We start from the raw sequence: 22,437 nt of genomic DNA, 5'->3' as shown, positions 1-22,437 counted from the left end.
AAGAAAGGTGGTTAACGGCATGCAGCATGAAGAAAGAGAGTTGACTGAAACTGTGTCTCTGTGTGACTCCAAGGGACTTCTGAATCCTGAATCAATAGGATACGCACGCAGCCCTTTAGTGAGGAGCAATCTAAGAGGACAGTTTATGAAAAAGAAGCGCTGGAATAATTGGTGCATCTACGGGGAAGAGGTCTTATTGACTGCCTCGATTGTACACTTAGATCATAAAGTTATTTGTCTAGTTTACATACTCAACTATGAAACACAGCGTTTCTATGAAAAACATGTAACCCTACCTTTTGGAAGACGTATAAAAATGCCTGAAGAGGCACTCGAAAGTATTAAGTTTGTGCATGACGATATTACAATTCAACTCGTCCATATGCAAGGCGAAACGCATTTGTCCGTGGTCATTCCTGATTTCGACAATGAAGTATTGCATGCAGATTTGCATATTATTCATCCCGAGAAAGATGAATCTTTAAATGTGGTCATCCCGAGAAGTCGAGACTCATTCCATTTCACCTCCAAACACTCTATTATGCCGACTGGCGGATATGTTCGCGTTGGCGATCGACGCTATGATTTTAATCCGTATTATAGTTTCGCGGTCCACGATTATGGTCGTGGTGTGTGGCATGCGGGAACGAATTGGGATTGGGCAATGGCCTCTCAACGGACAAGCGGTAAACGAATCGGCTTGAATTTTGGCGGCCGTTGGACGGATGGTACGGGGTTAACGGAAAATGCTGTCTTTGTGGAAGGTGCAATGCATAAATTTCACGAGGATGTAGTATTCACGAGCGATAAAAAAGACCCGAAAAGTGCATGGAAAATACATACGAAATTTTCGGATAATATCCAATTGACATTTAAACCATTCTTCCAATGCCCAACACTCGATCACTATCTTGTTAGAAAGATGTCGATTACTCAATATGTCGGCTATTATCATGGAAAAGTTCGACTACCAAGCGGACAAGTCTTACCTATTCGACAGATGCTCGGTTCGATCTTGGAGCGTAAGTATCGCTAATTATCCTTCTCTCCTACCTACAAAGAGATCCGTTTTTTGTTTAACTTTACTGTTTTAAGGTGATAATACAAGTAGTATACACTTTAGAAAGGGTGGCGCTTATGTCATTAATACGAATATTATCTATTGCTGGGGTTTCATCTATATTACTTCTCGGAGGTTGCTCGTCAAAAGACAAGGCACCGGACAATGACGCTGCGGTCAGCATTGAAGGCGAGGATGAAGGCAGTACAATGAACACAGGTGACGGCTACGGCTTCACGGATTTCGATTTAACGATCAAGAAAGACGATAAGAAAATTGAAACGGATTATGAGGATGTAAAGCCTGGTGATGCAGAGTATGTCAATGAGTTCCAGGAAGTGAATCTCGAAGGCAATGAAGCGATTGACGATATGCATAAGATGTTTATGGAGATTTTGATTGATAGTGGGACTACTAAAGAAGAAGCGATCGACCGCATTTTGCAGTGGTACGGTCTTGATGGGTATGATGAGTTTAAGTTGGATGTAGAGTTTGCAGACGACAAGACTCTTCATATTGATGAGAAAAAGTAATAACGTGGGATCAGCTATTTATACGGGTTTAGTAACCTGTTCGGTTCACTAGTACAAAATGCAGAATAAAGCAGACCGCTAATTCATATATGAATTAGCGGTTTTTTTGCATGCCTTTTTATTAATGATTTAATGTAATTAAAGTAAGTTGTACTAACCAAATTAATTTGTAAATCCTACGAGCCCCACTACCAATTGACAGTTATGGTTGGAACCCTTTGATCTGCGTTGCACTCGCAAAAGTCGTTCTTCGTTACGGCTTTCGCTCCGGTCAACTAAGTAAGTGCGAATAAACTATGTTACACAATCGCCCCCGACAACGGGATAGTGGTTGCAACCCGTTGATCTACGTTGCAGCCGGACGCGTTCCGGAGGGCGTGCGGTGAACCACACCCCTTCGCTTCGCTCGCCGGGTGTTTCACCTGTCCCGCTGATCCTCCCGGAGTCGCCGGCTTCCACTCCGATCAACTAAGCGATTGGGAATAAACCATTTACCACAATCGTCCCCGTTTAATAACTAACTAAATGTCGGGGAAGTCACTCCAGCTAGCATTATTAAAAGTGATATAGAAGCGACTATTGCAGGCTTCATTGATGTTTTGTCGACTTTCACTAATGAAGAAATTGCATAAACCAATGAAAAAACAAATACAAATGGCCAGATAAACCAAGTCCAAAAATAAAAAATGCCTATCCCCTGCATCAAGCTAATCAGCATACAATTTCCCTCCTCCCTAATTAGGCATATTCGCCTTTCTAATTTATTTTAAAGGTCATTCAATAAAATGGCCCGTTTCAGGCACAACACTTCTTCAACAACAACACCTGTTAATCTAAATAAAACTCATTATTTCTTTACACTATCTAACAAAATAAAGCCAAACACTACACCAGCTATTGTTTGAATTGTTGAATTTCCCGAATACATTATTTCTGGTACAAACGGAATAATATTCTCCCCTGCTGGTGTAAATATTAATATACTTATAGATAATACACCAAGAGATGGCAACCCAATCCCCATGAATTTAGCCCAATTAAAGGTCCATTGTCTATTTTCTATAATTTCATTTATAAGTTTTGGTAACTTAAGCAGCATTCCAATACCAATAGGAAAAATTGATGAAAACAAAACAAATGATAGGGCTTCGTAGTTTTTCATGTATTCTTGTTTCAACAGGAACTGATATTTAGCACCTACATAAATAATAATTCCTATCACCATTGTCCAACCGAAGTAATAAAAGAACCTTCTCATAAAAGCCCCCCTTTTTATCAAAATGACTCTTCTTCTATTTGGCTTTGACTTGATCCTTGAACAATTATAGTTCTACTATATATACGTCCACGAAGTGTAAGAGTGTCCACTTTTCTCCAATACCCTGAATTCAATTAACTATGTTTAAACCTTCTGATTCCACTCTTTCAGTTACTATATTACAGGCATACATAAATTTTCCAAAAATATTCTGATTAAGTTTATTCAAAAAAAGAAGAGCACCGCTACATGCGATGCTCGTTCATGTTGTAATTATTCAATTTCATAGACGAAGAAGTAAGGTTTTTAACTCCACTCTCCACCAGTAGAAAACTTCACTAATCAATCGTAAGCGGAAGGCTGTGATCAACAGTTTCCTCCCCTTCATTATTCAGCATCCCATAAAACACGCCTTTTCGTTCCAGCAGTCCTTCGTGGCTGCCGGATTCGAGTAGCTCGCCATCTGCCAGTACAAAGATTTTGTCTGCTTGTCTAATGGTGTTCAAACGGTGGGCGATGACGAAGCTTGTTCGTCCTTCCATGAGACGCTCCAACGCTTCTTGAATCGCGAGCTCCGTCACTGTATCGATGCTACTAGTAGCTTCGTCGAGTAACAGCAAGGTTGGATCCGCTACTAGAGCACGGGCTATGGACAATAGTTGTTTTTGTCCTTGCGATATCTCTTCGCCACCGGCTGTTAGCACCGTGTCATAGCCGGACGATAGTTTGCAGATGAAGCTATGGGCGTTAGCTTTTTTTGCAGCTTCTTCCACTTCTTCGTGCGTTGCGTCGAGTCTCCCGTAGCGAATGTTTTCGCGAACTGTCGCCTCGAACAAGAACGGATCTTGCAAGACGAAGGCCATTTGGCTACGTACGGTATGGCGTGGCAGTTCGTCGATCGCGATGCCGTCGAGTAGAATTTGGCCGCTGTCTACTTCATAAAAGCGTGACAGCAGTTGCATGATCGTCGTCTTCCCTGCTCCTGTTGCACCAACAAAGGCAGCCGTTTCACCTGATTGAACATGGAAGCTAAGGTTCTTAATAATCGCTTCCTCTTCATAACCAAACGTCACATTGCGGAACTCGACATCGCCATATAATGTTTTGATCTGCTTCGTTGCTTCGTCTTTTTCTACAGGCTCGTCCATAATGGCAAACACTCTCTCTGCTCCTGCAATGGCGGAGAGTACGGTATTGAATTGATTGGCCAAATCGTTCAGCGGTCGCGTGAATTGCCGTGCGTACTCACTGAAGATAACAATCGTTCCGACTGTTACGCCACCATATCCTGTCACCGCCAGCAGTCCGCCAACCCCCGCAACTATCGCGAACGACATATTATTAAGTGTGTTCATGACTTTTGGAATGAAGCCTGAATACGTCTGCGCCCAGAAACCCGCTGTACGAAGGCGTTCGCTTTTTTGCGCGAACTCTTCCATGACATTCTGTTCCTGTGAGAACGCTTTGACGACACGTTGACCAGAAACGGTTTCTTCAATCATCCCATTTAATTCACCGATTGCGCGCTGTTGCTCTTTAAATAATATACCCGTGCGACGAGTAATCCAGCGCATGGCAATAAACATTAAAGGTACGATAATCATAGTCAGCAACGTCAATAACGGACTGAGATACAGCATAATTGATACCGTACCGACCAGTGTCAGTACACTTGAAAACACTTGGATCAACGAAGAGTTCAGCGTCTGGCTAACATTCTCGATATCGTTCGTCACGCGGCTCATCAATTCTCCGTGCTGCCGCTTATCAAAGAATCGGATGGGCAGCTTCTGTAGATGGCCAAATAATTGCGTGCGCAGACGATAAACCGTTTGCTGTGCGATTCCGACCATCCAGTAGTTTTGGAAATAGGTAGACAATGAGAAGCCTGCATACACGAGCAGTAATAAACCAATCTGCATACTGAGCCCGTCCACTTTTTTCGGAATGATGAAATGGTCGATCATGTTTCCGATCATCAATGGGCCAATTAGCGCTAGGGCTGAACTGATTAAAACGAGTGTCATGACTGCGATCAGTAAACCTCGTTGTTGATCGATCAAACGCCAAATGCGTGCAAGTACAGATTTCCAGTCGCCCGCTTTCTGAACTTTTTTACGCTGTACTTTTGATAAATCCTCTTTCCGAATAATAGGCTCATAGCCGAATGGTTTTCGCATCACGCCACTCCCCCATTCTGTTGCGATTTCGCAATTTCACGATAGAAGGCAGACGTTTGAAGTAACTCTTCATGCGCGCCATAGCCCACAATCTCGCCATCTGATAATAATAAAATCGCATCAGCAATTTGAGCAGTTTGGATTTTTTGCGTGACAATTAGCATCGTCGTATCTTCTTCCTGCAATGCTTCCCATAATGACGATTCGGTTTTGACGTCTAGTGCACTCGTGCTATCATCCAAAATCAGTAAGGAGGGCTTACGAATCAATGCGCGAGCAATCGACAGACGCTGTTTCTGACCGCCAGATAAATTCACTCCGCGCTGCCCGACACGTGTTTCATAGCCATCTGTAAAGTCCATGACAGACGAATGAATATGTGCTTTTTTAGCGGCCTCTTCGATTTCATTCGCAGTGGCATCCGGTTTACCCCATGAAAGATTATCAGTGATCGAACCTGTAAAGAGCATTGATTGCTGCGGCACATAACCGGTCAAGTTCCGTAATGTGTCAAGCGGCCAGTCGGCTATGTTTTTGCCATCGATCCACACAGTACCTTCCGTCGCTGTGAACATGCGCGGGAGTAGTTGAAGCATCGTGGATTTACCGGAACCGGTAGCCCCCATAATGACAAGCTTCTCACCCGCTGGAACTTCAAACGACACGTCTCTAAGCACATCTTCATTCGTTCCTGGATAACGGAATGATACGTGCTCAAAACGAACTGAAACAGCACCATGTTGGCAATTGCCGGCTATCTCTAGCTTTTCGAGATCACCATCGGCAACTAGCAGTTCTTCCATCCGATCGGAAGACGCTTTTGCGCGCGAGAAAATGACGATCAAAAAGGAGAACATTGAAAAAGCGCTTGTCATTCTCATCGTGTAGTTGACGACTGCTACGACGTCTCCGACAGGCATATTTGAGTTGCGGACTTCGTCTGCGCCGAACCAAAGCACCGCCATAAAGCTGACGTTCATGATGAACAGTAACACGGGTAAAATTAGTTCCATTAAGCGCATCGCATGGACACTATCTTTTTTCAGTGCACTTGCCGCTTTGGAAAAACGGTTCGTTTCAAAAACACCTCGTAAATAGGCTTTAATGAGACGAACCGCTTGTAAATTTTCTTGTACGAGTTGATTGACACCGTCCAAACGGCGTTGAACTTGCCCGAATAAATGTACACCTTTGCGCGCCATGACGACGAGGAATACAGCTAGGAACGGTGAACCGATTAGTAAGAATACTGCGAGTTTTGGACTGACGACGAATGCCATAATCAGACTGCCGAGTGCCATTAACGGTGCGCGGGCCATAATCCGTAACCCCATGAAGAGTGCGGTTTGGGCAAGCGTCACATCACTTGTCAAACGTGTAATGAGACTAGATGTCGGAAAGCGCAAAAATGCCGCTAGCGAAAACGTCTGGACGCGCCGAAACAAAGCTTGTCTAAGATCATAGCCGAAACTTTGCGCGGCATGTGCAGCGAAATAGGAATTGACGACGCCCGTAAAGAGCGCTATAAAGGCGAGTGCCATCATGACACTCCCCCAAATCAGAACCGTGTTCAAGTCTTCTTTCATAATACCTTCATCTATAATTCTACCGATCAGCAATGGCTGAATTAATTCGACCGATAGTTCAAGTAACATGAGTAAAATGGCGATGAACATTGGCCATTTATAAGGTAGTGCATAGCGAAAAACCGTTTTCATCTAATTCACCCTTTACTTGCTGACTTTCCTTTCATTATGTCATATAGGAATACAGTGTGTACAGGCGAAAAGCTATACCTCGCTATGGTCGTACTCTTGAATAGGATCTGGGAACGGAGCGCTTTTCTTCTTGCGATTACCGCCGATGGATAACCAGACAACCCCCACTAGCATGATCGCCGCGCCAGTTAGTTGCCAGACACCCATTGCCTGACCTAGCCAGAATACGGAGACTATCATCGCTGTAAGCGGTTCGAAGCTGGAAAGCACGCTCGTTTCAACAGGTGAAATATAGTTCATACTTTGCAGGAACATGATGAATGCGAGTGTTCCCATAATGATGACGAGTAACAACATACCCATCGCTGGACCGTCAAGCAAAGAACCAAGATTCATGAAGAACATCGGCAAGTTGATGATGAATAAAGTCATACCACCAATGAACATTCCCCAGCCGACGACGAGTAATACACCCCACTCTGCCATAAGAACTACGGGATATAGTGTGTAGAAAGTAAAGGCAAATCCTACAATCACACCCCACACAATTGCGGTCGTACTCAATGAAATACTCGAGAATGAACCGTTTGTTAAAAGTAAAATCAAACCGAATAACGCAATGACCATACCGATTACTTGGCTGCCTGGCGGGAAGGATTTCTGAAATATTGAAAGCAGAATGATGATGTAGACAGGTGCAACGAACTGGAATAATGTTGCGACTACTGCGTCACTATGTGCGATGGTTTGAACGAATCCAAACTGTACACCGAGCATTCCGATCACGCCGAACATCACCATTTTGCGCAACCACAACTTTTGCCTCATAGGACGACCGACCTGTATGCCTTTTGCTTTCAATAATAATAGCAACGCGCCACCCGCGATCGACAAACGTAGGATTAACATCATCGAAACGGACATTTCACTATGGTTCAAAATCCACTCCATCATAGGTCCCGTAGCGCCCCATAACATCGAACCTATAATAATCATGATAATTCCTTTTAATCGCAACATGATTTGTCACCCCTAACTAATTTCTTGTCTTTTTAGTCATATAGTATAAAATTCACATATGAGACATGGACAACACTGAAACTTCATTTATAATAGTCATATAGTAGAATTGGAAAGGAGTACCTCTATGCATACAATTCCGTTACCAGAGACTAGCGAACATCACGCACTAGTCGATAGTCTAAGTAAATACCAATTAGTTACACATACAGACGGCGAAGGTCTAATCACCTATGCCAACCAAAACTACCTAACTGTCAGTGGTTGGACTCCCAAGCGCATCTTAGGCAAATCTTTCTGGCAAATGTTTTCGGATCGACCTGAAAGCCAGGAAATAGCGAACTCCATTTGGGATTGTTTGCTGTCAGGGAAAACATGGGCGGGTAAAATAGAAAAAATGTCTCGCAAAGGTGAATCATTCTATGTGAATACACTCGCTGTCCCTACCCTCTCCGACTTCGGAGAACTGCAATCCGTATTTTTCTTGGAGCTAGATATTACGGAAGATGTTCGTTTGCAGGAACGCTTAGGAGACATTGCATTCATTGATGTAGAAACAGGACTCATGAGCCGCCATAAGCTAGAACAAGTAGTGAACGAATACATCGCAAATGCTAGCCATTTTTCATTTGTCTATTTGACGATCGATCATTACTTCACTATGAAAGAGCTGCAATCCCAAGAATCTGAGACGCAGCTGATTCAAGAATTCACCAATCGATTAAAACGTTATTTCCAAGATAATCCGATTGCGCGTATCGATACGAATAGCTTTGTTGTACTGACAGCTTTCGGCGATTGGTATATTCAAGGTTTCTATGATTTCTTAAAGCAACAACCGATCTACCTCAGCCACAATGCGCAAACACTTTCGATCAGTGGCGGGATTGTACGTTTCCCTGAAGACCAGAAAACATACACGCAACTATACAAAGTTGCGATGACTGCCGCAGATGATGTCATTAGTCAAGGTGGTGGACGGATTGCTTCACTGTCTGCTGAGTCCCATAAAATTCTGAACCGACGTTTGGAAATTGACCGCAAGATGCTGACAGCACTAGATCGCAATTCATTGCATGTAGCTTATCAACCGCAATATGATGTGGCTAGCGAGAAAATTACTTGCTATGAAGCGCTCGTTCGTTGGGAGGATGAAGATCTTGGCGTCATCAGTCCAAACGAATTGATTCCGATTGCAGAAGAAAACGGTTTGATTGAAGAAGTCGGTGCATATGTGGCAGAAGAAGCGATGACGTTCGTAACGAAATGGCATCGCGCCGGGAATGATATGAGTATTTCCATCAACTCTTCTATTCGTGAATCTTTGAATCCACAATGGAAAGACCGATTAATCTCCATCTTAAATGAAACAGGTTGTCCCGCAAATAAAGTGCATCTTGAGTTTACAGAGAAATTTGCGCTTAAAGCGGAAGAAGAACAATCCGTGCTGGCACAAATGTCCGAACTACAAAACCTCGGTTTACAGTTTACTCTCGATGATTTCGGGTCTGGATATGCATCGTTGCGCTACTTGCAGCATTTGCCGATCTCCAGCGTCAAAATTGACCGCGTCTTTATCGATGCGTTGTTGAGCAATCCGAAGACGCAGAAATTGATCGAAGGATTGATCCAACTTTCCAAGAAGATCAACTTGTACACGATCGCAGAAGGCGTCAGCAATGAACAGCAATTTGAATTGCTGAAAGAGATGGGCATCGATGCTATGCAAGGTCATTTCATCGGAATGCCGATGCCGGCTGAGCAAATCGAAATTAAATAAAGTATTGCTATCAAATTAGATGGAGCTCCTTTCATAAAGAAAGGGCTCCATTTTTGTCTATCTTGTTCAGTTGTGGTAAGTCTTAGTGCGTTTGATTACAGCTTACTGTACAGGAGGTGAAAAGACAACCTTTTTTGATTGGGTTGTGGGGGTGTGATTGAGCGGATCGCGGGTGTGATTGAGCGGATCGCGGGTGCGATTGAGCGCTTGGCCGGGTGGATTGAGCGGATCGCGGGTGCGATTGAGCGCTTGGCCGGGTGGATTGAGCGGATCGCAGGTGCGATTGAGCGCTTGGCCGAGTGGATTGAGCGGATCGCAGGTGTGATTGAGCGCTTGGCCGGGTGGATTCAGCGGATAGCGGGTGCGATTGAGCGCTTGGCCGGGTGAATTGAGCAGATGGCGAATGCGATTGAGCGCTTGGCTGGGTGGATTGAGCGGATAGCGAATGTGATAGAGCGCTTGGATGGATGGATTGAGCGGATGGCGAATGTGATTGAGCGCGTGGATGGATGGATTGAGCGGATAGCGAATGCGATAGAGCGCTTGGATGGGTTGATTGAGCGGATGGCGGGTGCGATTGAGCGCTTGGCCGGGTGGATTGAGCGGATAGCGAATGCGATAGAGCGCTTGGATGGGTGGATTGAGCAGATAGCGAATGTGATAGAGCGCTTGGATGGATGGATTGAGCGGATAGCGAATGTGATAGAGCGCTTGGATGGATGGATTGAGCGGATAGCGAATGCGATAGAGCGCTCGACCAGCTTCATAGAGCGAAACACGGCCACGATAGAGCGCTCGACAAAATAAATGAGCGCCCACCAATACTAGTGAGCGCTCAAGCCTTATTTTTCTATCGATTCACGGGGTAGTACACTGTCCGTTGTGTAGCTAGCTCTTTCTAACGTATCCAGCGGTGTGAATTGGTCTAATGTGTAGCTGTTTACTTCATTTACGGAAATCGTGTAAAGGGAATTGCCACTATACACTAGACGTTGGATTTCTTTTTCCCAGTCCATGTAGTCATTTGTCATGCGCTTGGTTAGATCAGCTGCCTTAACAATACCGCGTTCAGCTGTAATTTCGTAGATCATTGCGCCAGAGCTTTGTAGATCTAGAATGTTTTCACGCTTGGATTGCTCATACACTGAAATCGGGAAACCGAATAAGTTGCGGTGTGGATGGATGAACAACGCGTGATGATCGTGTTGGACTGAGGAATAGGTCCCTTGCCCTCCGATGACTTCAGATGCGGTTTCTTTTGGATTCGCAAAATCTGTTACGTCGAACACTGAGATTTTCATGCCGCCTGTTTGGATGATGGGCGCGCCGCCTTGTGGATTTTTCTTCGCAATTGTTTCATAGCCGAAGCCGATTAAATGGCCTTCATCAAGGGGATGTAAGTAGTTGCTGAAGCCAGGAATTTTCAGTTCGCCGAGTACTTTCGGGTTATTCGGGTCCGCAACGTCCATGACGAATAGTGGATCTGTTTCACGGAACGTTACCATATACGCTTTGTCTCCAAGGAATCGTGCGGAATAAATGCGTTCATTGACTGCCAGATTTTCGACTGAACCAACTTGGTTCATATTTTCGTCGAGGATGAATAAATGGTTCTTCGCTTTATTGCGTTCGTCCCAGAGATTGCCTTCTGTTGTGACTGTACGAAAATAGCCGTTGTGCTCATCCATAGAAAACTGATTTAAGATAGTCCCTTTTAGTTGAGCCGTTTGTTGGAAATGAACGTGCGTTTTGTCGAGGCTGAATTTGAATACTTCGCTAGTGCTTTGCTGACTATCTTGGTAGTTTGTAGACGTCAGGTACAGATGATCTTCAGACATGTACAGTTGTTCACCACTGCCAAGATAAGCTTTCGTATTCACCCCACCTTTTTCACCCGACTCGATATCGAGTGTCGTGATGACCGAGTAGGAAGGTTCTATCGCGCCTGGCAAAATCGAGATTTTATCGAGTGTGAGCGGCTGTACTTTTTGATTGGATATAGAATCATAGACTTTTGGTACTAGCTGATCTTCTACCGGAGTTGGATGATCATACCAAAGGAATGGTTGATTGTTCGTGATCATATAGACGAATTGGCCAATTTTTCGTGTCCCAATGACGTACCCTTCTGCACCTGTTTCGCGAATGAGTTTCGGATTCGTGCGGTCTGTGACGTCGTAGACACGAATGACGGACATTTGCTGCGTTGGCATCATGCGATCTTCAGTCATGTTCGAATCCATATTGGACGTCGGAGCATCTAGACTTTGGCCTCCGATTAATACGACTTTGTCTTGATCTACATACAGTTGGTTCGCATAGAATCCATCCGTGAAGTCGATCTTGCTGGCACGGACCATCTCGTTTGGATTGCCGATATCTGTGATTATAAGCCCTTCACCATTTAGGACATCGTAGAGGAAATCACCGTCTGTTTTGACAGTATCCGCTTCATCTACTCCGGCCACTTGTTGATTGGTTTGTGAATGATCGTTACCACCTCCAGAAGCTTTATCTTCCGAAGAAGACTCCTCCATGATTTCACTGCGTCCCTGAGGTTTCACCCGCTCAAAGAAGCTCTCTATTTCTTTCATGGAAGTGACGGGCTGTATGGATTCGAGTACGGTGAATGAAAGCGCTTGGTCTTCTGCGCGTTTCCATACGCCAAAACTATTCGCTGGAATATGCAATGTATAGTCTCCCGGTTGCAGCTCCTCTACTTGCAATGATTTCTTTTCATTTCCGTACGCCAGCTTGGCCGGAGTTCTCTTATTACTTTTCGTTACGTGAAACTGCGAAGCATCCAAGTTTCCTCTCACCGGATCCGTAAAGTAAACATGTAGCGACTGACCCGCGAGCACGGACTGCGTCGATGTGATGCCTACTTTAGGCCAGAACAGGAAACTGATTAGCACTAGGATTCCAATCGTTCCAGCTACACCTAACACAATGAGCCATCTACCTGTATTCATGATTTTCATCTCCTTTTATTTAGTATGTAATAGAGTAGACTGAAAATTTTTAGTTTCGTTACACCCTATTTAAAAAAGCTAAAACCACTCTTTTTATAGAGTGATTTCAGCTTGGTTTTAGCTTCTTCCATTGTCTGTCGCCTTTAACATTACTGATTGATTGTCCCGTATGAAATAGATTCTCAAGTTCTAGTTCATCCAGATAGCCTTTCAATTCAAGCATAACGTGATTAGTATCGATCGTCTCCTTGTTGAGTAGACTAACATTCACTGCAAGCGGTACTTTCATTTTTTGCCCCGGTTCAATTTCCAGTCCAAGATCAGTTGAGTACTTGAAGGGGTTTTCTGCCCAACCTTTCTCTAGTTTCACTTCGAAACTGAAGATTAATGTAGGCTGGTGAATTACCCTATTGGTGTCATTATTTATTTCAATTAAGTATTCGATTTTTCCATCTTCTAACGGTCTTTCTTGTAACACCTTGAGTTGTAAATTTTCTAGATCTTCATACAGGCCTACAGCTGGTACAACCTTTTCATTTTCCGTATTCGACTCTTGCAACAATGGTAACACGAGTAGCAAAAACATCACGGTGGCTGTCGCGACAACACTCCAGATTACAATACTCTGTTTTTTTCTACGGGGTTGAATTCTGTTGTCTTTCTGGGAGCTTCGGTCCTTTTTATGTTCGGTCATCGTATCCCCTCCTCTCTCTGTTACGTTTCTATTGATAGTTTGCGGTAGTAACTTAATCTATGCAGTAGACGTCTTGTATCGAATTGATTTCGAACCATTTCTTTGATTATAAAAAAAAGAAGAGCATAAAAAAACGCTCTTCCTTTTTTATTTACACGCTAACAATCGATAGTTTTCTAAGCTGTTCAATAGCTTGTTCAATCAATTCGACTTTTTGCACGAGGGCAAGGCGGACGTAACCTTTTCCTGCGGTACCGAAGATGCTGCCGGGTACCATGACGACGCCCGCTTGTTTAATAACTTCGAAGACGAATTCTATGTCGTCGATGTCGTATGGATACTTCGCCCAGACGAACATACCGCCTTCAGATGGGGTCGTTTCCCAGCCTAGTGATGCGAGTCCGTCCATTAACGCGTGGTGGCGTTTAGAGAACTCGGCGCGTAGGCGATCCGTGATTTCTTCACCATTATCAAGTGCCACAATGGCTGCTTCTTGGATCGGTCCGAATGTTCCATAGTCGAGGTTGGATTTCAGTTCGCGTAGTACTTTGATCATTTCTGCATTTCCGACGAAGTAAGCGATCCGTGCGCCAGCTAAGCTGAAGCTTTTTGACAGCGAGTTGATTTCCAAACCGACTTCCATTGCGCCAGGTGTTGTGAGGAAACTTGCTGGACGGTCGCCAGTGAAATAGTATTCCGAATACGCTGCGTCATGAAGCACGATGATTTCGTGTTTCTTTGCGAACGCTACGACTTCTTCGAAAAAGGCTTCACTTGGCATTGCCGGTACTGGGTTTCCTGGTAAGTTTAGAATAAGTAGTTTAGTCTTTTTCAGCACGTCTTCCGGGACTTCATTCAGATTAGGCAAGAAGTCGTTTTCCGCAAGTAATGGCATGTAGTAAGGCACTGCGCCTGCTAGTTTGATTCCTGCATCATAGGCAACGTAGGCAGGATTCGTTGTTAGGACGTAATCTCCTTCGTCACAGAATGCGAAAGGTAAATGAACGAGACCTTCCTGCGAACCCATTGTCTGCAGAATTTCTGTATCGGGATTGATGATGACACCTGTGCGTCGTTTGTAATAATTTGCGACGGCTTCATGGAATCGCTTCGTCCCTCCCAGTGTGTAACCGTAAGATGAGGCCAACGCGCTATGCTCAGACAACGCTTGACGTACACGCTCGTCAGGCGGAAGATCCGGGCTGCCGAGACTCAAATCGACGACTTGCGCGCCTGTTGCTTTTTTTAACTCAGCAGCTGCTTTTAAGTCACCAAAGATTGCTGGTGAGAATATGGACATTTTTTTGGAAGGTTGAAAGTTCACGAAGACACGCTCCTTAGCTGTTATATAGTACTACACGACTTTATTATAACACGCAAAAACACCGCTTGGATTAATTTTATACCGGACATTTGAATGTTTGTTCATGAGCAATCGGGGAATACTTTTGGTAACTATGTATTGAGGAGGATATTACATGAGCCAAAACCCATACGAAAAAATCGACGACAACATTTCAGGACAGACACAATCTACACAGCCCGGTGTCGAGGAAAAGATGGACCCCGCGCCAATTTACGATGACCCGAATTTCAAAGGTGCCGATAAACTTAAAGGAAAAACTGCACTAATCACAGGTGGTGACAGCGGAATTGGACGAGCCGTCGCGGTTGCCTATGCGAAAGAAGGTGCGAACGTCGCCATCGCATATTTAGCTGATCAGGAAGATGAGGATGCCGATAAAACAATTGAATTAATCGAGAAATACGGTGGTAAAGCTAAGAAATATCAAACGGATATTAGCAGCGATCAAAACTGTAAACAACTGATCCGCCAAGTAATAGAAGACTTTGGCGAACTCAATATACTAGTTAACAATGCCGGTAAACAATTCCCGCAAAAATCTATCGAAGACATTACGGAAGAGCAGTTGAAGGAAACATTTGAAACGAACTTCTTTGGGTTGTTCTTTATGTCCAAGGCAGCCATTACACATATGAAAAAAGGCGACTGCATAGTCAATACATCTTCGATAACAGCCTATAACGGATCACCTGGTTTGCTTGATTACTCCGCGACAAAAGGGGCGATCACAAGCTTTACACGTTCATTGGCATTAAATTTATCGGACAAAGGAATTCGTGTCAACGCAGTGGCACCAGGACCGATCTGGACACCGCTGATCCCCGCTACATTTGACGCGAAGACGGTGGATGAACATGGTGCAGACACACCGATGAAACGCCGTGGACAGCCTGCTGAGAACGCACCCGCGTATGTATTCTTAGCTTCACAGGACTCGACCTATATGACTGGACAGACGATACACGTCGATGGCGGAGATTTTGTTGGGTCTTAATTTCTAGGTCATTAACAGCTTCAGGCTACTTCCTGCTTTTTGTGTAAATCAATTAACGGATGTGAATTTCCGGCTGATCCATATTCATTTGATTCATTGCGTACAGACTACTACGTGTCGCGAAGATAAAGAGGCTATCAAAAAGTATGGATCATACTTTACGGATAGCCTCTTACTCATTCATATATGTGAAAATCAGTTCTCATCATAGAAAACCGGCGGGACCGAACCAAATACTCGTCGATGATAAAGCATTGGGTCTTTATCTTTGTCAACTTGTAAATCTACAACTTCTCCAATTAGGATCGTGTGGTCTCCCGCTTCTATTACTTGATGTGTCTTGCATTCAAACACCCCAAACGTTCCTTCTAAAATCGGTAAATTATTTGAAGATAGTTCCCATTGGCAATTCGCAAAACGATCCTCTACCTTACTTGCGAACGTCTTGCAAAGTTCTTGCTGCTCTCCTGCTAATACATGAACAGCGAATTTCCCACCCTTTGTAAATGACTCCAAAGAAGATACGCGGTGGTCTATTGACCAAAGAACTAGCAACGGATCCAGTGAGACCGACGCAAATGAGTTAACTGTTAAACCGACAGGGGTTCCTTCTTCAGTTGTAGTCGTCAAGATTGTAACACCTGTAGGATAATTCCCCATGATTTGTTTAAATAAATCTTGTTTTTCAGCAACTTGCATATTTCATCTCTCCTTTATAATAAATAATAGTACTCGTTCACTTTAAAGAAGCGGTCGCCATTCTTTCATCTCCAAACGACGCACCTTTTCAATAACATGAGGGTCTCTAGTAGCCATTTCATAGGCCTCTTCATATGAATTTGCAATGTAGATAACTAGTCCTCCCGTTCCATCAGCAAAGGGTCCACGGGCAAATATATTTCCCTTCGCATCCAACTGGTCGAGATACTCAATATGTCTAGGCAAAACTTCAGCATTTTTTTCTGGTTGAATCATGTGCAGTAACGCGGTATAGTATGCCATAGTACACCTCCTAGTCACGATTCCAGACAACGAGCTTCATTTCTGTCATTTCTTCTATAGCATATTTCAATCCTTCTCTTCCATTCCCACTTTCTTTCACACCACCGTATGGCATGTTATCAACTCGGAATGTTGGGATATCATTAATCATGACGCCGCCTACATATAATTCATCAGCAGCATATAACGCTGTATTAATATCATTTGTATAGATACCCGCTTGCAACCCAAAACGCGAGTCATTCACGAGTTCAATTGCCTCTTCGACTGTTTTAATTTTACTCACCACTAAAATCGGTGCAAACACTTCATTACAGGAAACATTAAGAGCTTTATCCGCTTCCGTAATGACAGTTGGAAGCAAAATATTTTTCTGAGCTGTTCCGCCCGTCAAAATAGATGCACCCGCATCTTTCGCCTGTTCAATCCAAGATAATGTACGCTTTACATCATTTGATGAAATTAAAGCAGAGACATCAGTCTTTTCACTTAACGGATCACCCATAACCAGTTTTTGTGTTTCTTGTACAAGCCTTTCAACAAACTCATCGTATACATCTTCATGTACATATGCGCGTTGTAATGAAATACAAACCTGTCCTTGGAATGAAAATGCACCAGTTACACAGCGACTAATAATTTTTTCTATATTTACACCTTTATCTACAATAACAGCCGCATTGGACCCTAATTCTAATGTGACCTTCTTTAAGCCCGCTTTACCGCGTATACCGATTCCTACTTCCGGGCTTCCAGTGAAAGTAATCATACGTACACGTGGATCAGTCACAATCTTATCCCCTATAACTCTTCCGCTTCCAGTTACAACGTTAAGTGCTCCCTTAGGCAAACCTGCTTCCATAAGCAATTCGGCAATAAAAATAGAAGATAATGGCGTCTGTGCGGCTGGTTTTAAAACAATAGTATTCCCACTTGCAATTGCAGGTCCCACTTTATGTGCAACTAAGTTCATCGGGAAATTAAAAGGAGTTATTGCTCCTATCACTCCTATTGGTTCACGTACAGTATAAGCTAGACGATTAACTCCTCCACGTGCTGCATCTAGTGGCAATGTTTCCCCATGGATTCTTTTTGCTTCTTCTGCTGCGAACTTGTAAGTTTCCACCGTTCTGAGCACTTCAGCTCTAGCTGTCACAATTGGCTTTGCTGCTTCCATTGCAATAATTTCTGCTGCTTCTTCTGCACGTTCCTGTAATAAATCTACAAGGTTTTCTAAAATTTCTGCACGCTGATAGGCAGGCATAGAAGCCATCGATTTCCTGGCATTCATCGCTGCGTCAATTGCTTCATCAGTTTGTTCAAGCGTTGCTACCGCAATTTCTGCAATAACCTCTTCTGAAAAAGGAGAAACAAGTTCACTATATTCCTGAGACCCTACCCATTCACCGTTAATTAACAATTTCTTTTTCTGTACACTTACCGACGATTTATTTCCCATTAATACACCTGCATTCTGCTGGATATTGGTTTCTCTGTTTTATATTGATTAATACTAATAATTTTATTTTTGTCTAAATAATCGTCCATCTGGATCCTCAAACCACCACTACCGAATTTCACTTTTCGGCTTTCCGCAATACTTTGCTTTTTAACAAATCCCAAAAAGTCTAAGATATACTTTCTTCTTTCAATAATTTCCTCAAACCCTCGTTCATAAAAAAACGTATCGATTGTATTGTAAAGTCCTTTATTTACTCCATATTCCTCAATACAGAGACGCACGAATGCTATATCCGGCAAATGAATAGATTGTTTAATAGACATGCGATTTCTCCTCTCTAGTATCATTAAATACAGACTTACCGTAAAATAAAGGGATCAGGCATAGGTTCAGTAGATGTATTAATCCAAACTGCTTTAGTTTGTGTATATTCATAAATTGCATCAAATCCGCTCTCTCTTCCATGGCCGCTTAAGCCTGAACCTCCGATTGGAGCGATAGGTGATACACTTCGGTACGTATTTACCCATACGATTCCTGCACGCACTGCCTTGGAAACTCTATGAGCACGCGCGACATCTTTGGTCCAAATTCCTGTAGCAAGGGCATATTCCGTACTATTGGCTAGTTCAATAGCTTCTGCTTCATTACGGAATGGAATCACACTAAGTACAGGTCCAAAAATTTCTTCTTGAGCGATACGTGCTTGACTATCTGATAACTCAATAATAGTTGGTTCGAAATACCAACCTTTTGATAAGTGTTCAGGTGATTTCCCACCTAATAAAACTTTTCCGCCCTCTTCTTCTCCAATAGAAACGTATTCTTTCACTCGCTTCAATTGAGCTTCCGTAGCTAGCGGTCCCATTTCAGTTGCCTCATGAAGTGGATCACCTATTTGGATTGTTTTCGTCCGTTCTTTTAACTTTTCCATTACTTCATCGTAAATATCAACGTGTAGAAGTGCACGTGATCCAGCAACACAACTTTGTCCTGACGCACCAAAGATTCCTGCTATAATTCCCATGGCAGCATTATCGGGATCAGCATCCTCGAATACAATGTTCGGAGACTTTCCTCCTAGCTCCAGCGAAACCTGTGCAAAGTTTTCAGCTGAATTTCGTACAACATGACGAGCGGATTCACTCCCCCCTGTAAATGCAATTCTTCTAACTAAAGGATGCTTTGTTAGTGAATCGCCAACTGGTTGACCGAAACCTGTCACGACATTGACGACTCCTTTAGGAAACCCTGCCTCTTCCACATATTTCATAAGTTCCAGCATAGAAGCGGATGTCATTTCAGAAGGCTTGATTACAATAGTGTTACCAGCCACTAAAGCAGGTGCTAATTTTAAAGTCGTTAAGTAAAGTGGTGAATTCCAAGGCGTAATTGCGGCAACTACACCAAGTGGCTCCCTCGTTGTAAAGGCAAAGATATCTTTCTTGTCCATCGGAAGAGTTTGGCCATGGATCTTATCAGCCAATCCCGCGTAGTAATAAAAAAACTCGGGCAAGTAGGTTAACTGGCCTTTCATCTCTCTAAGTAATTTGCCGTTATCCATTGTTTCATATTTGGCTAATTCATCAATGTTTTGAGCAATTAGACTACCTAGCTTATGAACAAGTTTTCCACGCTCTGTATATGTCATTTCAGACCATTCAGGATTATTAAACGCTGCATGAGCAGCTTGAACTGCATGATCCACATCACTTTCTGTCCCTTTCGCAACTTGGCACCACGCTTCACCGGTAGCAGGGTTGTAACTATTAAAATACTCGCCACTTACAGAATCAACCCACTCACCATTAATATACATCTGATAAGTCTTCATTTCTGACAAATCTACACACTCCTCCGCCTCATGATTTATGATTATTAATAAATTCATGAATGGCTTTATTGATAATATCGGGCTTTTCAACGGGTAACATATGTCGAGTCTCTGGTACGATTAACAACTCGGAACCCTTTATTTTCTCATGAATTTGATTCGACATCTTCGGTGTAGATCCTACATCAAGTTCTCCCGTTATAATGAGGGCAGGGACAGCGATTTTATGTAACTGATTCCACAGCTCTTCATCCGCGGTTGCAAATAATGTATACGCTGCCATATAAGATTCCGCATTATTCATTTCCAGACGCTTACGCACATCTGCTACGATTTGTTTTTGCTGTTCTTGAAACTCATCATTGAACCAGCGTTGAATCGCAGGCTCAATAGTCGCTCGTGGTCCATACTGTCTGAGATCTTCTACTCTCGCAAGTATGGATGCCCTCTGTTCGCTCGTTCTATTTGCCACCGAGTTCATAATGGTCAAAGTCTTTACTGTGTCAGGAAACAATAATGTATACGATTGGGCCACCATGCCCCCCATTGAAAAACCTACTAAATTAAATTTTTCTAGTTGCAATTCATCCACGAGATTAGCCAGTTGTTCAACGAACTGTGAAAGTGAATACGGGCTAGGAGGATGCGAAGATCCTCCATGCCCTAGCAAGTCATACGATATTACACGATAATATTTAGACAAGCTTTGCACCTGTTGCTTCCACATTGCATGATCTAGGCCAACACCATGAATGAAGATAAGAGGCTCGCCAACACCCGATTCTTCGTAATAAGTGGTTTCTTGATCATACATTATAATGGACATTAGATAAGCCCCATCTCCACCATATCCTGATTACGATCTCCGGTTCTAGGGAATGGACGACCCGCAGTTGAAGCACCGATAGCTACTACAATTTCATTGGCACGTGGCGCGTCAGGAATAGATGCCTCAAACGTCAAAAAGTGAGATCGTTTAGATTCATCATTTTTATGCACCATCGGAATCATTACAGCCGTTCCTGCACCGCCACGCTTATTTGTGAAACTCAAGATACTTTTACCTTCCACAGAATCGCGGAATTTATTACCGAACTTTAACGTATGGATGAAAGCCGACGCGTGTTCCATTTCTCCGTCTACACCGACTACCGCAGCTTTACCGAAGGCTTCTACATCATCAGCAGAATCGATATGTTTGAATAATTCAGCTACTAGAATCTCACCGATTTCAGGTGCATATTCGTTAATTTCAGGCATTAAGTCCTCGACATACCCGCGATCAACCCAAGGGTTTTTCATAACCAGCATAGTTGTGATCATTTTAATAGGATTCTCAAGTTGCTTCCCGCCTTCAATTCGTGTCTCTTCAATTGCTGTATAAACTTTGCGTACTTCTAACATATTAATTAACCCCCATTTTAGTTTTAGTGAATTTTGGCATAACCTGTTCTGTAAACATTTTTAAACTCTTCATCATTTTTTCATGTGGTAAGTTGCTATGGTTTACCCATAAGAGCAACTCTTGAAGATTTAGTTCTTCTTGCAACTCTTCAATCTTCTCTGCAACAAATTCCGGTGTGCCGACTAGCAAGTTTCTAGATTCTAAAAACTCATACGTAAGCTCTTGACCAACTTTTAATTCTTCTCCTGGATCTAGCAAGTTGCCAAGACCTCGCCAATGGCATATCCAGCGATACGTATTAAGCACTGCTTCTTCTATATCAGCTCTGGCCTGTTCCATCGTTTCAGCGACATATACATCACGAACAAGGGAAATCCCTTCTCCTAGCGGCACTTCATATCCGCGCGCAGCTGAGGCTGTATCACGATATAATTCAAACCGTTGCTTCAACTCCTTGACTGTCGGCATCCAGAATATCCCTTTAATTCCCGTTTCAGCAGCAATTTTAATTGAGCTAGGAGAATCAATAGTTTGCCAGATATTAGGCATACGATTTTCATACGTATTAGGCATCAATGAAATTTTATTAATTTCATTCTTCTCCATGTCCATAAAGTCGGATGAAGAAGGACTCATAGGATGGCTCCATTTTAATCCTTCAGGAGGGAAGTTGAAATATTTTCCATGATGTGAAAAGAAACGGTTTGACCACGCTTTTTTCAGTACTTCCAGTGTTTCTTGGAACACCGCACGATTTTGATCGTTATTAGTAGGATCAGATAAAGGATTTAAGTTTGCTGCTTCCCGGCCATACAAGCCTCGTGCCAAACCAACTTCCACACGACCTTTACTAAGCTGGTCCAACATAGCAATATCTTCAGCTAAGCGAAGTGGATGCCAGAATGTAGCAACACTTGCAGCTTGGCCAATTCTAATATTCTTCGTACGCGCGGCAATGTCCGCACCGATCATGAGTGGGTTGGATATTAGTTCGTTTCCTTCATGACCGAAGTGGTGTTCTGTGTACCAGATGGAGTCATATCCATTTTCGTCACAGTAAATAGCCTGCTCTCTCGCTTCATCTAAAACCTTGTCATATTCATCGTGACGGCCTGGGCCAGATAAGTTAGCAAACACTCCAAATTTCATACAATTTTTC

21 protein-coding genes are annotated in these 22,437 nt (G+C 43.2%); 4 read left to right on the top strand and 17 right to left on the bottom strand.

The window, feature by feature from the left end:
- The first annotated feature begins 19 nt into the window (after window positions 1–19).
- The gene (locus CSV80_RS07210) at window positions 20–1,036 is read left to right on the top strand and encodes a DUF2804 domain-containing protein (RefSeq protein WP_099670268.1); all 1,017 of its coding nucleotides are present in this window, start codon (window positions 20–22) and stop codon (window positions 1,034–1,036) included.
- Window positions 1,037–1,137: 101 nt separating this feature from the next.
- On the top strand, window positions 1,138–1,593 hold the full coding sequence (locus tag CSV80_RS07205) for a YusW family protein (protein ID WP_099670267.1): 456 nt from the start codon (window positions 1,138–1,140) through the stop codon (window positions 1,591–1,593).
- A 517-nt stretch (window positions 1,594–2,110) separates the two neighbouring features.
- Here CSV80_RS07205 and CSV80_RS07200 read toward each other — a convergent pair.
- The 5 genes from CSV80_RS07200 to CSV80_RS07180 all read right to left on the bottom strand — a co-directional run bounded on the left by CSV80_RS07200 (window position 2,111) and on the right by CSV80_RS07180 (window position 7,769).
- A complete protein-coding gene (locus tag CSV80_RS07200) occupies window positions 2,111–2,311 on the bottom strand; it encodes a hypothetical protein (RefSeq protein ID WP_099670266.1) in 201 nt (66 codons plus the stop codon).
- Window positions 2,312–2,440: 129 nt separating this feature from the next.
- Window positions 2,441–2,851, bottom strand: coding sequence for a hypothetical protein (locus CSV80_RS07195; RefSeq protein ID WP_099670265.1), 411 nt, complete (start codon window positions 2,849–2,851; stop codon window positions 2,441–2,443).
- A gap of 338 nt (window positions 2,852–3,189) precedes the next feature.
- The gene (locus CSV80_RS07190) at window positions 3,190–5,031 is read right to left on the bottom strand and encodes an ABC transporter ATP-binding protein (RefSeq protein ID WP_099670264.1); all 1,842 of its coding nucleotides are present in this window, start codon (window positions 5,029–5,031) and stop codon (window positions 3,190–3,192) included.
- Window positions 5,031–6,749, bottom strand: coding sequence for an ABC transporter ATP-binding protein (locus CSV80_RS07185; RefSeq protein WP_099670263.1), 1,719 nt, complete (start codon window positions 6,747–6,749; stop codon window positions 5,031–5,033). The genes CSV80_RS07190 and CSV80_RS07185 overlap by 1 nt, the downstream gene beginning before the upstream one ends.
- A 72-nt stretch (window positions 6,750–6,821) precedes the next feature.
- A complete protein-coding gene (locus CSV80_RS07180) occupies window positions 6,822–7,769 on the bottom strand; it encodes a DMT family transporter (protein WP_099670262.1) in 948 nt (315 codons plus the stop codon).
- 127 nt (window positions 7,770–7,896) lie between these two features.
- On the opposite strand from CSV80_RS07180, the gene CSV80_RS07175 reads away from it, so the two are divergent.
- The gene (locus CSV80_RS07175; RefSeq protein WP_099670261.1) at window positions 7,897–9,549 is read left to right on the top strand and encodes a sensor domain-containing protein; all 1,653 of its coding nucleotides are present in this window, start codon (window positions 7,897–7,899) and stop codon (window positions 9,547–9,549) included.
- Between the two features lie 102 nt (window positions 9,550–9,651).
- Here the strand turns inward: CSV80_RS07175 and CSV80_RS17320 are convergent, their stop codons facing one another.
- The 4 genes from CSV80_RS17320 to CSV80_RS07150 form a co-directional block, all read right to left on the bottom strand.
- Entirely contained in the window at window positions 9,652–10,368 is a 717-nt protein-coding gene (locus CSV80_RS17320; RefSeq protein WP_158231979.1) for a hypothetical protein, read from the bottom strand.
- Window positions 10,369–10,391: 23 nt separating this feature from the next.
- Window positions 10,392–12,521 carry a beta-propeller domain-containing protein gene (locus CSV80_RS07160; protein ID WP_158231871.1) on the bottom strand — a complete coding sequence of 710 codons (2,130 nt, stop codon included), beginning with the start codon at window positions 12,519–12,521 and terminating at the stop codon, window positions 10,392–10,394.
- Between the two features lie 106 nt (window positions 12,522–12,627).
- Window positions 12,628–13,215: a hypothetical protein gene (locus tag CSV80_RS07155; RefSeq protein ID WP_099670258.1), complete on the bottom strand. Its 588-nt coding sequence runs from the start codon at window positions 13,213–13,215 to the stop codon at window positions 12,628–12,630.
- Window positions 13,216–13,366: 151 nt separating this feature from the next.
- Window positions 13,367–14,539 carry an aminotransferase class I/II-fold pyridoxal phosphate-dependent enzyme gene (locus CSV80_RS07150; protein WP_099670257.1) on the bottom strand — a complete coding sequence of 391 codons (1,173 nt, stop codon included), beginning with the start codon at window positions 14,537–14,539 and terminating at the stop codon, window positions 13,367–13,369.
- 154 nt (window positions 14,540–14,693) lie between these two features.
- On the opposite strand from CSV80_RS07150, the gene CSV80_RS07145 reads away from it, so the two are divergent.
- Window positions 14,694–15,575 (top strand): SDR family oxidoreductase, encoded by an 882-nt coding sequence (locus CSV80_RS07145; RefSeq protein ID WP_099670256.1) that lies wholly within the window; start codon window positions 14,694–14,696, stop codon window positions 15,573–15,575.
- Window positions 15,576–15,770: 195 nt separating this feature from the next.
- Here the strand turns inward: CSV80_RS07145 and CSV80_RS07140 are convergent, their stop codons facing one another.
- Genes CSV80_RS07140 through CSV80_RS07105 form a run of 8 tightly spaced genes read right to left on the bottom strand, consistent with a single transcriptional unit; the run spans window position 15,771 to window position 22,427 of the window.
- A complete protein-coding gene (locus CSV80_RS07140; protein WP_099670255.1) occupies window positions 15,771–16,274 on the bottom strand; it encodes a flavin reductase family protein in 504 nt (167 codons plus the stop codon).
- Between the two features lie 42 nt (window positions 16,275–16,316).
- Window positions 16,317–16,577, bottom strand: coding sequence for a YciI family protein (locus CSV80_RS07135; RefSeq protein ID WP_099670254.1), 261 nt, complete (start codon window positions 16,575–16,577; stop codon window positions 16,317–16,319).
- A gap of 10 nt (window positions 16,578–16,587) precedes the next feature.
- Entirely contained in the window at window positions 16,588–18,036 is a 1,449-nt protein-coding gene (locus CSV80_RS07130; protein WP_099670253.1) for an aldehyde dehydrogenase family protein, read from the bottom strand.
- Window positions 18,036–18,362, bottom strand: coding sequence for a hypothetical protein (locus CSV80_RS07125; protein ID WP_199083943.1), 327 nt, complete (start codon window positions 18,360–18,362; stop codon window positions 18,036–18,038). Before CSV80_RS07125 ends, CSV80_RS07130 begins: the two co-directional genes overlap by 1 nt.
- A 35-nt stretch (window positions 18,363–18,397) precedes the next feature.
- A complete protein-coding gene (locus tag CSV80_RS07120) occupies window positions 18,398–19,873 on the bottom strand; it encodes an aldehyde dehydrogenase (RefSeq protein WP_233201547.1) in 1,476 nt (491 codons plus the stop codon).
- Between the two features lie 28 nt (window positions 19,874–19,901).
- Window positions 19,902–20,699: an alpha/beta fold hydrolase gene (locus CSV80_RS07115; protein ID WP_099670252.1), complete on the bottom strand. Its 798-nt coding sequence runs from the start codon at window positions 20,697–20,699 to the stop codon at window positions 19,902–19,904.
- Window positions 20,699–21,277: an amino acid synthesis family protein gene (locus tag CSV80_RS07110; protein ID WP_099670251.1), complete on the bottom strand. Its 579-nt coding sequence runs from the start codon at window positions 21,275–21,277 to the stop codon at window positions 20,699–20,701. Before CSV80_RS07110 ends, CSV80_RS07115 begins: the two co-directional genes overlap by 1 nt.
- A 1-nt stretch (window position 21,278) precedes the next feature.
- Entirely contained in the window at window positions 21,279–22,427 is a 1,149-nt protein-coding gene (locus CSV80_RS07105) for an LLM class flavin-dependent oxidoreductase (protein ID WP_099670250.1), read from the bottom strand.
- Window positions 22,428–22,437 lie beyond the last annotated feature (10 nt).

The sequence above is a fragment of the Sporosarcina sp. P12(2017) genome (genome assembly GCF_002743035.1).
GTDB lineage: Bacteria > Bacillota > Bacilli > Bacillales_A > Planococcaceae > Sporosarcina > Sporosarcina ureae.
This window is presented reverse-complemented; position numbering and strand designations above follow the sequence as displayed.